Consider the following 15,601-nt stretch of genomic DNA (forward strand, 5'->3'; position numbering starts at 1 on the left):
GAAATGACGGATTAAAAATAGGGGGAATACATATGAAGAACTTACACTTAATGGCTAAAAAAAATCTAAATAAAAAGAAAGTAAAAGATAAAAAAACAGTAGAGAAAAGAGGTTCTATTAAGAGAAAATTGATTAGCTCATATATTCTTTGTACAGTAGTTCCATTAGTTGCTGTTAATTTATTTTCAGCCAGTCAATCAAAGGTTACAGTTAGAGATATAACGAGCCAAATGGCCATAGAGATGGTTAAGCAGACAGGGGCCAATACAAGTTATTATACAGAAAGTATAGAAAGTGGTATGACTAGAATTATTATTAATGACTTAAATGCTTCGACTAATAATTTGATTGGTGAGTACGCAAAAATAGCAATAAAACCTAAGAATAATGCTAATGATTTAGAAAAGCACAATATTATAAAAAGTATAGTAACGCAAATTAACTATAGTGTATCCCTGGATGAGAACATAGAAGATATTGCTTTATTAATGGATGATGGAACAAAGATTTTGTCTGGAATTAAGTTGAAGGAAGAAGATGTAGAGCGCTTTGTAGGTAGAGATACCACAGAAGAAGTGAACTGGGAGATTATTGATACTAATAATGAGAAGGAAGTTTTTGCTTACAAAGAAGTTATTAATATAAAGACTGCAAAAAGAGTAGGCCTCTTAGTGGTAAAGGCGAAGTATGACATATTAGAGGAAAAGGTAAATAATATCAATTTATTTGAGGGGTCTAATGTAAGCATTTTAAATGTAGATGGCCAGGTGATTTGCTCCAATGTTGATGAATCTATAAAGGAACAAGTTGTAGCTCACATTGATTTAGAAGCGGAAGAATGGTCTGAAGAAGTAAATGGGAATTTAGTGGCGAGTGCAAAAACTAATAATGGCTGGGTGATAGTAGCTGAGATTCCACAGAAAATGTTAACGAATAGAATTGATAAGGTCGTTAATCTAATATGGCTTATGGTAATCATTATTGGGCTAGTAGCCATTGCTATTGGAAGTACTATTTCAAAGGGAATTGTCAATTCAGTAATGCAATTAAAGGGGCTTATGAAAAAAGCAGAAGAAGGAGATTTAACAGTATTCGCTAAGATTAAAGGTAATGATGAGATTTCAGAACTAGGAAATAGCTTTAATCATATGATAGCCAATATACAACAATTGCTAAAGCAAGCGAAGAATACTGTTGAACATAGTGTGGAGGCTGCAGGCATTCTTAAAAGAAGTAGTACTACTTCAATAGAAGGTATTTCGCAACTGACAAGTTCCATTGGTAATATAGCAGAGGGCTCAAATAGCCAAACAGAGGATATTAGTAATAGTGTATCGGTAATGGAACAACTGGCAAGTAGTATTCAAGTAGTCATCGAAAATACAAATGTTTTATTGCAGCATACTCAAGGTACAAGACAAATTATTGAAGATGCAAGCAGTAACATGACGTTTCTTAATACAACAGTGACTTCTACTCATGGTGTGTCAGCTGAGATTAGTCAAAGTATTATGGAACTAAGTACATTAACGAAGACTATTGGAGAAATAATGACCTTTTTAGATGATATTAGTGAGCGGACTAATTTACTCGCTTTAAATGCCAGTATTGAAGCAGCAAGAGCCGGAAATGTAGGTAGAGGTTTTGCTGTGGTAGCGGATGAAGTAAGAAATCTGGCGACTCAGTCAAAAGATTCCTCTAATCATGTAAAAGACGCATTAAAGGGAATTGAAGGTAAGGTAGCTCAAACTACTCATTTAGTAGTTAAATCAAATCAATTATTAGAAGAGCAATCTGTAGCTGTCAATAAAACTTATGAGTCTTTAAATCTTATGATTAATGATTTAAAAGAAATAAGTGTAGGTCTAGAGCAAGTAAATTCTAGAATAGAGTTAATGACGCAGTATAAGGATGAGATGATTAAAAAAATGGAGAATATTGCTTGTGTTAATGAAGGAAATGCTGCTGCTGTAGAGGAAGTCAATGCACTAAGTGAGGAGCAACATTCGATAGTAGAGCAGTTTGCAAGTTTAGCTAATGAACTGCTAATAACAATAAGCGGTTTAGAAGAGAGCGTAGCTACCTTCGTTGTATCTAAGAATGAGAGTGAGATGAAATAAATAATGAAATGTGATACAAGTATAACGATATCAAAAAAAGGAAATCGTATCATCAAGTATTTGATGACTAATGATGTAGGAATGAAAGTAGAAGTGCTTAATTTAGGGGCAACATTAACTAAGGTTATCGTACCAGATAAAGAGGAAAACTTTGAAAATGTTGTGCTGGAATGGCAAGACATTAATGTATATGAGGAAAATCCAGGATACATAGGAGCTACAATAGGCAGAATGGCAGGACGTATTCATCAAGGAAAAATAACGTTGGATAAAAAAGTTTATTCATTAACCAAAAATGAGAATGGCAATATGCTACATGGAGGACCAGAAGGATTCCATCATAAGTTTTGGGATGCAATGGTACAATGCAAGGATGATGAAATAAGACTTCAATTGTGCTGCAAAAGTAAAGATGGGGAAGAAGGCTTTCCTGGAAATGTAGAGGTGAAAGTAACCTATATACTAAATAATGATAATGAACTTTCCATACAATACGAAGCAGTGACAGATCAATTAACCATAGTTAACCTCACAAATCATGCTTATTTTAATTTGTCTGGAAATGGGAAACGTTCAATATTGGAACAAGAAGTGTGGATAGATAGTGATAGTATATTTGAATTAGATAACGAATCTATTCCAACAGGTGAATTTTTATCTGTAGATGAGGAATATTCATTTGACTTTAGAAAGGCAAAACCAATAGGTAGGGATATTCATAATGATGCAGTGCAGCTTAGATATGGAAAAGGCTATGATCATCTATGGTTATTGAATCAAGGAGAAGAGAAAGTAGTAGAGTTATATGACCCTATTTCAGAAAGGTGTATGGAAATAACAACAACAGAACCTTGCGTCGTAATGTATACCATGAATAATCCCCCTAATGAAAAATTGGAAATAGCAGAGCAAGCCATAAGGTATGGTGTATGTTTTGAAACACAAAAATGTGCTATTGGATATGAGGAAGTTTTTAAGGAGCCATGTATACTTAGGCCTGATAGTATTTATCAATCAGAGACTCAGTATAAATTTACAGTACGTGAGAAACGAAAATAGGTCAGGTAGAAAATAAAGCAAATTGATAGAGGATTTAGGGGGATGAATAAAGTGGCTAATAGCAACGAATTGAGATTACCTAAATTAATTGGCGATGGAATGATTTTACAAAGAGAACAGCCTAATAAAATTTGGGGATATATTGGCGAAGGAAAGAAAGTAACTGTTAAGTTTGTCAATACTATTTATGAGACAGAAGGAAATAGAGAAGGAAAGTGGGAAGTATGTTTGAAGCCATTACCAGATGGTGGGCCTTATAACATGGAGATTAAAGCAGATAAGACGATTATTATACAGAATATCCTAATGGGTGATTTATGGATTTGTGGAGGTCAATCCAATATGGAATTGCCAGTAAGTAGGGTGATGGAACGCTATAGAGATGAAATTAATAGTTATGTAAATCCATTAATTAGAATGTTTAAAGTTCCCATGGCATATGATTTCGAGGCCCCACAAGAGGAACTCATTGAGGGTTATTGGCAACCTTTAACGAAAAGAAATGTACAGGATTTTACGGCTACTGGCTACTTTTTTGCGAAAAAGCTGTTTGAAAAATATCAAGTCCCAATAGGTTTAATACACACTGCTGTTGGAGGAACACCTGCAGAAGCGTGGATTAGTGAAGAAGGACTTAAGGCAATGCCGGAATATATAGAGCAGATAGCTAAGTACAAGAATAAAGATTATATAAGACAAGTACTAGATAAGGATGAGGAAAGAATTAACCAATGGCTTCAAAGGCTTGATAATCTTGACAGAGGTATGCGTAGTAAAGAATCTCGATGGTTTGAAGTTGATTATGAAGATAAGGATTGGGCAACTATACAGCTTCCTACTATTTGGAAAAATGAGGAGATGTATTTAGATGCAGGTGTCGTTTGGTTTAGAAAAAAGGTTAATATACCGGCAAGTATGATAAAAAAACAAGCTAGGATTTTGCTAGGCACTATTATTGATAGCGATACGGTATATATCAATGGGCAAAAGATAGGAGAAACAGGTTATCAATATCCGCCTAGAATATATGATATCCCCCAGGGATTTTAAAAGAAGGAGAGAATATACTTGCTATACGGGTGGTCTGTTGGCGGGGAGAAGGAGGATTCACTCCAGATAAGCCTTATCAAATAGAAACAGCAAATGAAAGTGTTGATTTAAAAGGTAAGTGGTTATATAAAGTAGGTACTGGCACAGCAATAGAAGCATTAGCACCACAAATTTTTATACAATTTGAACCAATAGGGGTACATAATGGGATGATTGCGCCTTTAAAAAATCTTGTGCCTAAAGGGGTTATATGGTATCAAGGAGAATCCAATGCGAGTAGGTTACCTAAGAAATACAAGCAATTATTTGAACTGCTTATTAAGGACTGGCGGAGAGTGTGGCAAAATGAAAAATTACCTTTTATATATGTGCAACTTCCTAATTTTAAAAATATAGGATGTGAATATTGCTACAGTACTTGGGCTGAAATTCGAGATGCGCAGCTTAAAACATTAGAAGTAGCCCATACAGGAATGGCAGTCACTATTGATATTGGTGAATGGAATGATTTACATCCTTTAAACAAAAAGGACGTAGGTGAACGACTAGCACTGATAGCAAGAAGTTTAGTTTATAATGAACCTATTGTTTGCAGCGGCCCCATATTTAAACGAGCTAGAGTATCGGCAGATCAAGTGATACTTACCTTTGAACATATAGGCAGTGGGCTACTAGCTAAAGGTGGAAAATTAGAAGGATTTACTATATCCCCAGATGGCAAGCGTTTCATTCCTGCAAGATCAAGTATAAAAGATAATGAAGTAATAGTTTGGCATGAGTGCATCAAACAACCTGTAGAAGTAAGATATGCATGGGAAGACAACCCTGAGAATGCTAATCTATATAATAAAGAAAACTTGCCAGCTTCACCTTTTAAGGTTAATCTATTAGAAGTATAGTCGATTATGAAATGATTGAAACAGAGATTAGAGTATTACTCAATAAAATAAGTTGCTTTAATAAATGACTTGAAAAAATAAAAAATGACGACTAAAATAAGAGATAATGTGCAAAGGGGCATACTGGAAAATCAGTGTGCCCCTTTTTATATGAAAAAAGGGGTTTGTTAGCTAGAGGTCAAAAGGAGGGGGACACATGGCTATTACTGTAAGAAAGTTGTTTAAAAATGCTACTATTCTTTATCAGATGAAATTGATTGCAGGGAAGCAAGGATTAGATCGTCTTGTACAGTGGGTACATATTATTGAAGATGAAGATGTCAGTAAATTTTTACATGGCCAAGAGCTTATCTTTACTGCTGGTATATTAAACACAGGAGAAGAATGGTTTCTTAATTTTGCTAAAAAGCTTTATGCAGTGGGCACAGCAGCTTTTGTTATTAATATTGGCCCTCATACAAAAGAAGTACCTAGGTCGGTTATTGAATTTTGTGATGAAGTGCAGATGCCTCTTTTTACAATTCCTTGGCAGACACGAATGGTTGATATGACTAGAGATTTTTGCCATCGTATTATGAAAAATGATGATGTTGAAATGAGCATGTCAACCACCATTAAGAATATTATCTTTGGTATTGGGGATTTAGAAACCCAAATTACCCATATGGAACGCTATGGTTATCAAAGAGAGGGACGGTTCTCTTTTGTTGCGATTTCAGTAGTGGCAGATAGTAAAGAGGATGGCGAAGTAAAGATAGAACGATTAAAGAGATATGCAGAAAGTATTGCTAGAAGCATTCATGAGCTTTATGTGGCGTTTTCTTATAATGGAGATTTGATTTTAGCATTAGTGGATTATAGTGTTTATGAAGTAGAGAATTTTATAGAAAAATATTTAAGCATCACAGACAAAGAAGTACCTAAGTGGCAATTTTATATGGGGGTAAGCTCTAATACGAGAAATATTAGAAATCAACAATGTAATTTTAATAGGGCCTTAGAAGCCTTGCGAATGGCAAAAAAACAACAAAGGCAAGAGGTTTACTATGATAAACTAGGTGTGTATAAGCTCCTTTTATCTGTGGAAGATAAAGAAGTATTAAGAGATTTTTATAAGGAGTGTGTGGGTAAAATTGAGGCCTATGATAAGGAGAATCAGACAGATATAATGAGCTTTTTAAAGATTTATCTCGAAAATAACGGAAGTCCTCAGCTTGTCTCTGAGAAGCAGTACGTTCATCGTAATACAGTCACTAATCAGCTTAAAAAGGTTGCTAAGATTACGGGGCTTGACCCCATGGATTTGGAAGATCGTGTGAAATTATATTTGGGGTTTTATATTAATGATATTTTATAGGCTTTTTCTATGAACAATACTTAGAATGTGTTAAGCTTTTACTAATGAGAGGACTAGGTGGAAAAGGAAAACTATGTTATAATAATCAGAAAATTATATTGGTGTTGTGAAATAGTAGAAAGGAATTATAAAACAGGAAGGAATTAAGTAGATGTGGAAGCAGGAAGTATATGAGGTAAAAACACTTTTTAATAAAATAAATACAAATAAAAAAGTTAAGGTGAGTGTACCAGGATCTAAAAGTATTACCAATAGGGCACTGCTTATTGCTACATTAGCAGATGGAATCAGTGAATTAAAAGGCACACTTTTTAGTGATGATTCACGTCATTTTCTGCAATGTGTGCAAGAGTTAGGGTTTGAAACAGAAGTAGATGAAGCAGCATGTATGATTAAAGTACATGGCTTAAAGGGAAAAGTGCCAAAGCGTGAGGCAGCAATCTATGTAGGAAGTGCAGGAACAGCAGCACGTTTTTTAACAGCTTTTTTAGGGGTGTCGGATGGAGTATACAAATTAGATGCCTCAGAGCAGATGAGAAAACGTCCTATGGCACCATTGCTTCATACGCTAGAAGGTTTGGGAACAGAAGTGGACTATGAACTAGAAGAAGGTTGTTTCCCATTTACCTTAAGAGGTAAACCTGTGACTAAAGATCAAATGAGTGTGAATATTGAAAAAAGCAGTCAGTTTTTAAGTGCGCTTCTTATTGCTTCTACCTGCTTTAAGGAAGATGTAACGATTTCTTTAGAAGGCACACATGGTATGGCTTATATTGATATGACAATTAAGATGATGAAACAATTTGGCCTAGAGGTTAGAGAATCACAGGCACATCAATATTTTATTTCAAAGGGACAAACCTATGAAGCAAAGCAGTATCAGATAGAACCAGATGTATCTGCAGCTTGTTATTTCTATGGTATGGCAGCGCTTTTAGGCATAGAGGTGGTAGTGGAAAATGTCTTTTTTGATTCATTACAAGGGGACATCCAATTTATCAGCTTCTTAGAAGAAATGGGATGTACTATAGAGGAAACACCAGAGGGAATCTGTGTAAAAGGTCCAGCAGATGGAAAATATAAAGGCATTACAGCGGATATGCATGCTTGTTCAGATCAAGCGATTACATTAGCCGCACTTGCACCTTTTGCAGACTCACCTACAGTTATAAAAGGAATTGGTCATATCAAATATCAAGAGAGCAATCGTATACAAGCTATAACTACTGAACTTCGTAAAATGGGAATTCGTTGTGAGGAAGATGAGGATGGGATAACCATTTATCCAGGAGAGCCAACAGCAGCAAGAGTTGAAACTTATGATGACCATCGTATGGCAATGGGCTTTTCACTTATTGGACTAAGAGCAGAGGGAGTTACTATTTCAGACCCTATGTGCTGCAGGAAGACCTTTGAGAAATATTTTGAGGTGTTGGAAGAAGTCGTGATGAGCCTAAGAGATTAAGAAAATAAGGTTATAATTAAACACATGAGTAATAATAAAGGTGAATTAAAAACTTGACTTGCATCCTATAAGTGATATAATAAGTCTGAAAATATAAAATATTTATCTTGATAAACAGAGGAGTGGTCGTTATGTTGGAAAATATGAAAAAGGTGACAAATCAATAATTTTTTATATCAAACAACGATACACTTTTTCTAATAAAAGAGATTAAAAGTGCGCAGTGTGTTTGCGTACTTTTTTTGTGTTCAAATTTAGAAAAAGCTATGTTTATTAAGGAGAATATGAATGGGAAATGAAAAGATAGTATTAATAAGTAATGAGAAGAATTGGATAGAACAGACAGCGAAAGATCAATTAGTAGGTGTAAGTCAATTAGAAGACGTCATAAGGGTAGTAGGATTACCAGACTTGCATGCGGGGAAATCACCTATTGGAATAGCACTCCTTAGCCAAAATCGCTTTTATCCTCATTTGATTGGGAATGATATAGGTTGTGGTATGGGACTTTTTGAGACAGCCGTTAAGTTGAAGAAGTATAAACAAGACAAATGGGTAACACGCCTAAGTAATATTCGTCAACTTTCTGATTTGTGGATTATGAATCCCTATGAAGAAGAAAGCCCTATTTTAGAATTGGGAACTATAGGAAATGGTAATCATTTTGCAGAATTCCAGTGTATTCATGAGGTGGTCAATAAGGATTTATATGAGCAGCTAGGCTTAGAAAAAGATAAAGTATTTCTATTAGTGCATAGCGGTTCAAGAGGCTATGGAGAAAAGATCTTACGTGCACATTTAAAGCCAGAAGGCATTTTGAAAAATTCAGATGAAGCAGTCACTTATCTGGAAGAACATGAAAAAGCTTTGATATGGGCAAGGCGCAATAGAGAACTAGTTGCTAAAAAGCTATTAGGGCATTTAGGTGTTAACGATGAAATTGTAACGGTGATAGATTGCTATCATAATTTCTTAGAAGAAACCAGTGAAGGATTTATTCATAGAAAAGGAACGACTTCTTCTAAGGTAGGACCTATTGTTATTCCAGGGTCTAGAGGAAGCCTTAGTTATATTTGTATGCCAAAAGAAGACACGAGTTTATCCCTAGATTCATTGTCTCATGGAGCGGGAAGAAAATGGGCTAGAAGCTTATGTAAATCTAGAATCAATAATAAATATGATAGAGATAGCATTAGATGCACAGAGTTAAAGAGTAAGGTAGTATGTCATGATACGAATCTCTTGTTTCAAGAAGCGCCAGAAGCTTATAAAAATATTGAGCAAGTTATAGACAGTCTGATGAAATTTGGTTTAATTGAAGTGGTGGCTACATTAAGACCGCTTATCACATATAAAGGGTAGGTGACTTATGAAAGTGCAAATAAGTTCAGGTAAAGGTCCTTGTGAATGTGAACTAGCAGTTGGCATGTATTTTGAAAAATTAAAGGAAGAGTATTCAAATCTAAAGTTAGTAGAGGCCCATCAGGGTAAAGCGAAAGGATGCTTTACTTATATAACTTGTGAGCTAGATGAGGCAGCAGACTTGAAGCAAGGTTCTGTGTTGTGGATTTGTGAAAGCCCCTATAGGGCTAACTGCAAACGAAAAAATTGGTATATTGATGTCAGTATTTTAGAAGAAGTAAAGAAAGTATCAACAGAGGAAATTATTCGGTTTGAAACATTTAGAAGTGGGGGAAAAGGCGGACAGCACGTCAATAAAGTGGAAACAGGTGTAAGAGCTATTCATATGCCTACAGGTATAGCAGTAGTATCAACAGAGGCAAGGAGCCAGCATATGAATAAGCAAATTGCCATGAATAGGCTACTTGACTTACTAGCACAGATTAATGAAGATGCAAATCAAAAAGAAAAGCAACTAGCCTGGCTAGAACAAAATAGGCTTATAAGAGGAAATCCTATAAGGATATTTAAAGGTAGAGATTTTAAAGAAATATAAACAAAGAAGCCACCTTTTAGTTTGTGAACTTAAAGGTGGCTTTTTTGTTTGCCAGCACTTCATTTTAACCTTTACAACTTACCTTGCAGCTCTAAAATCACATAGCAGTAGCTCCTCAGTACGACTTGCACGTAAAGAGACTATGGGTGTAAGTATAAAAGTTAAAACGAAGAGTGAGGAGCTCCTAAAAGTCTTAGCCGGTGCACCCTTGTGATAGGAAACTAAGGCTTTAAGACTCTGGTTTTAAACTTTATTTATTTGTTTTTACACTTATCTATATGTACTCTAAAAGTGGAGTCCCTAAAAAATAAAAAATAGGATGATGTGCAATTGCACAATCAAAAATGGGCAGATGGCAATTGCGAAGAAAAATGGAGGGAGCTATAATAGCCATAAGATACAAGGAAGCAAAGGGGCTTATCCGTATAGGATAGGCCCCTTTGTCGTTTTATCTAAGAAGTAGCCTATGATAATACTTAGATAGATTAAGAAAAGATTGAGGGAGGAAGAGGATATGACAGGAGAAGAAATTAAAAGCACATTAACAAGTTATAACTTACAATCTTGGAGTAAACAAAGAGGATTAAACCCTATTCCGGTAGTTAAAGGCGAAGGCATTTACTTTTGGGATGATCAAGGCAATCGCTATACAGATATGTCGTCTCAGTTAGTTAATATGAATTTAGGTTTTGGGAATAAAGCCATAGGAGATGCCATTAAAAAGCAGGTTGATCAGTATTGTTTCATTTCTCCTTCTTATGGAGCAGAATCCAGAGCAAAGCTGGCAAAGAAAATTGTAGAGCTGATGCCAGATAATATGGGCAAAGTATTTTTCACTAATGCTGGGGCAGATGCTAATGAGAATGCCGTTAAAATGGCAAGGATGTTTACAGGAAAAAATAAAATATTTAGTCGCTATAGAAGTTATCATGGTTCTTCTTTTGGGGCTGGCAACTTAACAGGTGAACCAAGGAGATATCCATTAGAGCCAGGTGTTCCAGGCTTTGTGAAATTTTTCGATCCGTATCTTTATAGAGAAGCTATTCGTTTTGAATCAGAGGAAGCAGCTACAGCTTATTACATAAGAAAATTAGAAGAGCAAATTCAGTATGAAGGGCCAGATAGAATAGCAGCTATTGTTATGGAAACAGTAACAGGTTCTAATGGCGTTATTATTCCACCTAAAGGCTATATGCCAGGTGTAAGAGCCCTTTGTGATCAATATGGTATTTTAATGATTTGTGACGAGGTAATGACAGGTTGGGGAAGAACAGGTAAATTATTTGGTTTTGAGAACTTTGATGTCAAACCGGACATTGTTACCTTTGCCAAAGGTGTTACCTGTGGTTATATACCACTTGGAGGCTGCGTCGTAAGTAAAGAAATAGCAGCTTACTTTGATGATCATTTACTTTCTTGTGGTTTAACGTATAGCGGTCATCCTCTAGCTTGTGCAGCTGGTATAGCATGCGTTGAATACTATGAAGAAGCTCATATTCTAGATAATGTAGTAGCAGTTGGAAAGGTATTAGGAGAAAAGCTAGAAGAAATGAAAGCAGCACATCCATCAGTGGGAGATGTACGTTATATAGGCCTTTTCTCAGCTGTGGAGTTAGTCAAAGATAAGGTGACAAAAGAGCCATTAGTACCTTATGGTAGAGATCCTGAAGGCGTCGTGGGGAAAATTATTGGCATGCTAAAAGAAAAAGGGTTTATGACTTATTCCCATGAAAATATGATTTTAATTGCCCCACCATTAATCATTACCAAAGAGCAACTTATAGAGGAACTTGCAAAATTAGATGAAGTATTAGACAATGTAGATAGGAAGATTTCTTGATTTCAGTGTTTCTTGAAAGGGGTAGAATAAATGGCATATGAGTTTACATTACCAGGAAAAGTAGTCATAGGTGAGGGGGCATTAGCTTCTTGTGAAACAACGATTAAAAGCTATGGAAAAAGAGCGTTTATTGTAACTGGTAAGATGATTACTAAGTTAGGCACCTTAAAACTTTTAACAGATTATTTGCATCAGTGGGGGATTGGATATACTGTCTTTAACGATATTACAGGAGAACCTACAGATGAAATGATAGAAGCAGGAGTCAATTTATATAAGGATAATGGCTGTGATTTTTGTATTGGTATAGGTGGTGGAAGCCCACTAGATAGTGCAAAGGCTATTGCAGCTATGAGTGTGCTAAGAGGCAAGGTTTCAGACTATATGGGGAAAGAAATAAGTGGCACATTTCCACCAATGGTACTGATTCCAACAACAGCGGGTACAGGGTCAGAAACGACTAAGTTTACCATTATCACAGACACTAAGAAAAATATTAAGATGCTTCTAAAAGGCAATGCACTTTTACCTCAGCTAGCAGTAATTGACCCTAGTTTAACTTATTCATCACCAAGGCATATTACAGCAGCAACGGGAATGGATGCTTTAACTCATGCAGTAGAAGCTTATACTTCAAGAAAAAGTAATACGCTAACGGATTTATATGCACTATCTGCTGTGAAACGTATATTTGAATACTTACCTATTGCATATAATGATGGTAATCATGCTAAAGCAAGAGAAGAAATGGCTATTGCGGCCTTTGAAGCTGGAGTATGTATTAATAATGCATCTGTTACCCTAGTACATGGTATGAGTAGACCAATTGGTGCACTTTTCCATGTACCACATGGAATTTCTAATGCAATGCTGATAGGAGAATGCCTGAGTTATGTGGTGGATGGTGCTTATGAACGCTTTGGAACGTTAGGAAGAATCATTGGTGTAGCTGATGATACGATGACTGATGAAATAGCAAGTGGTAAATTTTTAGAAGCATTAGCAGAGCTTTGTAGTAGATGTGAAATTCCTAGTCTTGAAGGATATGGTATTTCAAAAGCAGATTTTGAAATACACATCGAAAAAATGGCAAATGATGCAATGGCTAGTGGTAGTCCTTCAAATACTATTAAAGTAGTAGATGTAGAGGATCTAAAGCAGATTTACTATAAGCTATATAAGTAGAAACGATGATAAAGAGATTGCTTAGTTTCTAATCAATAAGAAGAGATTAAAACTTTAAATAAATATTATATTTTCTTTGCAAAGGCGCAAAACATGTTATTGTTTTGCGCCGCTTTTTATTTTCAATCATTTTATGAATAAGGAGGGAGTCAAATGAGTGCATTAAAAGAATTAGATACTGAATTTGAAGAGAGAGACTATTCCAAACCAAGAGAAGTTAAAACTGAGATTAAAATAGAAAACTTATCAGTAAGATTTGAGGATAAAAATGGAGGAGAGCCTGTTACAGCATTAAGTAATATCAATCTAGAGATTAATCAAGGTGAGTTTATTTCTTTATTAGGTCCTTCAGGGTGTGGGAAAACCACCTTGCTCCGTATCATTGCTGATTTATTGCAGCCTACAGAAGGAAGCATAACCGTTAGAGGAGAAACGCCTAGAAGTATTAGACTCCAAAAGAAATATGGTATTGTTTTTCAAAACCCTGTTTTATATGACTGGCGTACCGTAAGAAGAAATGTATGTATGCCTATGGAACTTCTAGGAATGCCTAAGAAAGATAGAACAGCTAGAGTTACTAAAATGTTAGATTTAGTTGGCCTTAATGAATTTGGTAAACATTATCCTCATGAACTTAGTGGGGGTATGCAGCAAAGAGTAGGAATTGCAAGAGCTTTAGCGATTAGACCAGAAATTCTACTTATGGATGAACCGTTTTCAGCACTTGACGAGTTCACTAGAGAAAAGCTTCATCAAGACCTTTTAAGAATATGGCGTAAAACTAACAAAACGATTATTTTCGTTACTCATAACATTCAGGAAGCTGTTTTCCTTTCAGACAGGGTTGTTGTTTTATCACCTCATCCAGGTAGGGTATCAGCTGTAGTAGATATTAATTTAGAAAGGCCGAGAGATCTTTCTATTAAGGATACAGCAGAATTTACTAAACTCGTGGCTAAGGTAAGAAATAGTTTTGAGGGGGTATAGGCATGAAAGCTATTAAAAAAGTACTTTTATCAAAACAAGCCGTAGTCTTCGTATGGCTTTTAGGCCTTATTGGTATATGGGAGATAGGCGCTACTATTATCGAGCAAACTAAGAGAACCCCTGAAAATGTGCTTCCTCACATTTATCAAATCATCGAATCTGTCTTTAGCAGCAAGTTAGTGAGCAGCAGTCAAACAGCTTTTCAGCTAGTGATGACTAGTGCTGGTGAAACTTTACTAAGAGCGGGTGTAGGTTTTTTAATTGGGGCAGCTTGCGGATTTGTTTTAGCACTCCTAATGAATTTATCAGGGGTAGTAGAAAAGGTAGCTTTTCCTTATTTGATGCTGATTCAAATGATTCCTATTTTAGGAATGGCACCCATTGTATTGGCTGTGACAAAAGATATCAATAAAAGTCGAATTATTATTGCAGCTATTTTAACTTTTTATCCAGTATGTACGAATACTTTAGCAGGCTTTAAGTCTGTGGAGAGAGAAAAGCATGAATTGATGTATGCCTTAGCGGCTAGCAAGTATGAAATTTACAAGAAGCTGATGATTCCTTCTTGTATTCCATATTTCTTTACAGGACTAAAAATCTCAGCACCTATGGCAATTACAGCATCTATCTTAGTAGACACCCTGCAAGGCGGTGGTGGACTTGGATGTATGCTTTCACAATCACTAAAGCATGCCATGAGTATTTATGTTTTTTGGCAGATTGTATTTTTCAGCGCTATTATCGGGATTTCCAGTTACTACTTAATGGGACTTATTGAACGATTAGTAGCACCAGGTAGACCTAAAAAGAGGTAAAGGAGGGGGCATATGAGTAAAGAAAAATTAACATCGGTTTTATATCCTTTATTATTTGGAATATTTATCATTATTCTTTGGCAGACACAGCTGCTGCATAAGCTTATAGGTGCAGATACCTTCACGCTTCCTCTACCTACTCGTATTATCAGTATCATTATTGATAACATGGGAAGCATTTGGCTCAATGTACAGGCAACAGCTATGGTAGCTTTAGGTGGTTTAATACTAGGTTCATTATTAGGTTATCTCATTGCTATTATTGCTACTTTATTTCCTAAATGGGGTATGGGTGGACTTACCATTATATCAGCTTTTAATGCTATTCCTATCATTGCCATTGCACCTATTTTGACTAATCTAACAAAGGATTTTAGTAAAGATCCGAATATTAGAAGTATGTTTGCTAAGATGCTGGTGGTGATGATTACTTGCACCGTGGCAATGAGCATTAATGCCTATCGGGGATTTACTGAGTTAAAACCTTTTTCAGAGGATTTAATGACTTCTTATGCAGCTAGTAAGAAAACTATTTTTCTAAAGCTCAGAATACCTAATAGTATACCTTATGTTTTTACAGCTCTAAGAATTAGTGTTCCAGGTTGTATTATTAGTGCATTGGTGAGTGAGTACTTTGCAGAATACATTATTGGGGTTGGTAGGCAGATTAGAGAAAGTATCGTACTTGCCCAGTATGCTACAGCTTGGGCGTATATTGTAGTGGCATGTTTGATGGCGATTATACTTTACGGCATCTTAATGGTAGCCGAAAATATCCTGCTTAAGGGACGAAGATAATGACCTTAAGCTTATATATAGAAGTAAGATGGTTTGAATAATAAAAATTTAGAGATTAAAAGGGAGGAT

At 35.7% G+C, this 15,601-nt stretch carries 13 protein-coding genes; all 13 read left to right on the forward strand.

The annotated features are described in order from the left end of the window. The first annotated feature begins 32 nt into the window (after positions 1–32). Positions 33–2,120: a methyl-accepting chemotaxis protein gene (locus EKH84_RS05890; protein ID WP_127065555.1), complete on the forward strand. Its 2,088-nt coding sequence runs from the start codon at positions 33–35 to the stop codon at positions 2,118–2,120. Between the two features lie 3 nt (positions 2,121–2,123). Then, positions 2,124–3,179 (forward strand): aldose epimerase family protein, encoded by a 1,056-nt coding sequence (locus EKH84_RS05895; protein WP_127065556.1) that lies wholly within the window; start codon positions 2,124–2,126, stop codon positions 3,177–3,179. Positions 3,180–3,230: 51 nt separating this feature from the next. Further along, a complete protein-coding gene (locus EKH84_RS22330; RefSeq protein ID WP_207669759.1) occupies positions 3,231–4,229 on the forward strand; it encodes a sialate O-acetylesterase in 999 nt (332 codons plus the stop codon). Between the two features lie 29 nt (positions 4,230–4,258). After that, positions 4,259–5,128: a sialate O-acetylesterase gene (locus tag EKH84_RS22335; RefSeq protein ID WP_207669760.1), complete on the forward strand. Its 870-nt coding sequence runs from the start codon at positions 4,259–4,261 to the stop codon at positions 5,126–5,128. Positions 5,129–5,324: 196 nt separating this feature from the next. Next, positions 5,325–6,485, forward strand: coding sequence for a PucR family transcriptional regulator (locus EKH84_RS05905; protein ID WP_127065557.1), 1,161 nt, complete (start codon positions 5,325–5,327; stop codon positions 6,483–6,485). A 151-nt stretch (positions 6,486–6,636) separates the two neighbouring features. After that, positions 6,637–7,950: a 3-phosphoshikimate 1-carboxyvinyltransferase gene (aroA, locus tag EKH84_RS05910; RefSeq protein ID WP_190283501.1), complete on the forward strand. Its 1,314-nt coding sequence runs from the start codon at positions 6,637–6,639 to the stop codon at positions 7,948–7,950. Positions 7,951–8,238: 288 nt separating this feature from the next. Then, a complete protein-coding gene (locus EKH84_RS05920; RefSeq protein ID WP_127065558.1) occupies positions 8,239–9,312 on the forward strand; it encodes an RNA ligase RtcB family protein in 1,074 nt (357 codons plus the stop codon). A gap of 7 nt (positions 9,313–9,319) precedes the next feature. After that, the gene (gene prfH / locus EKH84_RS05925) at positions 9,320–9,907 is read left to right on the forward strand and encodes a peptide chain release factor H (RefSeq protein WP_127065559.1); all 588 of its coding nucleotides are present in this window, start codon (positions 9,320–9,322) and stop codon (positions 9,905–9,907) included. 514 nt (positions 9,908–10,421) lie between these two features. Next, positions 10,422–11,747, forward strand: coding sequence for an aminotransferase class III-fold pyridoxal phosphate-dependent enzyme (locus EKH84_RS05930; protein WP_127065560.1), 1,326 nt, complete (start codon positions 10,422–10,424; stop codon positions 11,745–11,747). Positions 11,748–11,777: 30 nt separating this feature from the next. Beyond that, on the forward strand, positions 11,778–12,932 hold the full coding sequence (locus EKH84_RS05935; RefSeq protein ID WP_013655577.1) for an iron-containing alcohol dehydrogenase: 1,155 nt from the start codon (positions 11,778–11,780) through the stop codon (positions 12,930–12,932). A gap of 153 nt (positions 12,933–13,085) precedes the next feature. After that, entirely contained in the window at positions 13,086–13,919 is an 834-nt protein-coding gene (locus tag EKH84_RS05940; RefSeq protein ID WP_013655578.1) for an ABC transporter ATP-binding protein, read from the forward strand. 2 nt (positions 13,920–13,921) lie between these two features. Beyond that, a complete protein-coding gene (locus tag EKH84_RS05945; protein WP_013655579.1) occupies positions 13,922–14,734 on the forward strand; it encodes an ABC transporter permease in 813 nt (270 codons plus the stop codon). Between the two features lie 12 nt (positions 14,735–14,746). Continuing rightward, positions 14,747–15,532, forward strand: a complete 786-nt coding sequence (locus EKH84_RS05950; RefSeq protein ID WP_127065561.1) for an ABC transporter permease — start codon at positions 14,747–14,749, stop codon at positions 15,530–15,532. Positions 15,533–15,601 lie beyond the last annotated feature (69 nt).

The organism is Cellulosilyticum sp. WCF-2 (genome assembly GCF_003990395.1).
Lineage (GTDB): Bacteria > Bacillota > Clostridia > Lachnospirales > Cellulosilyticaceae > Cellulosilyticum > Cellulosilyticum lentocellum.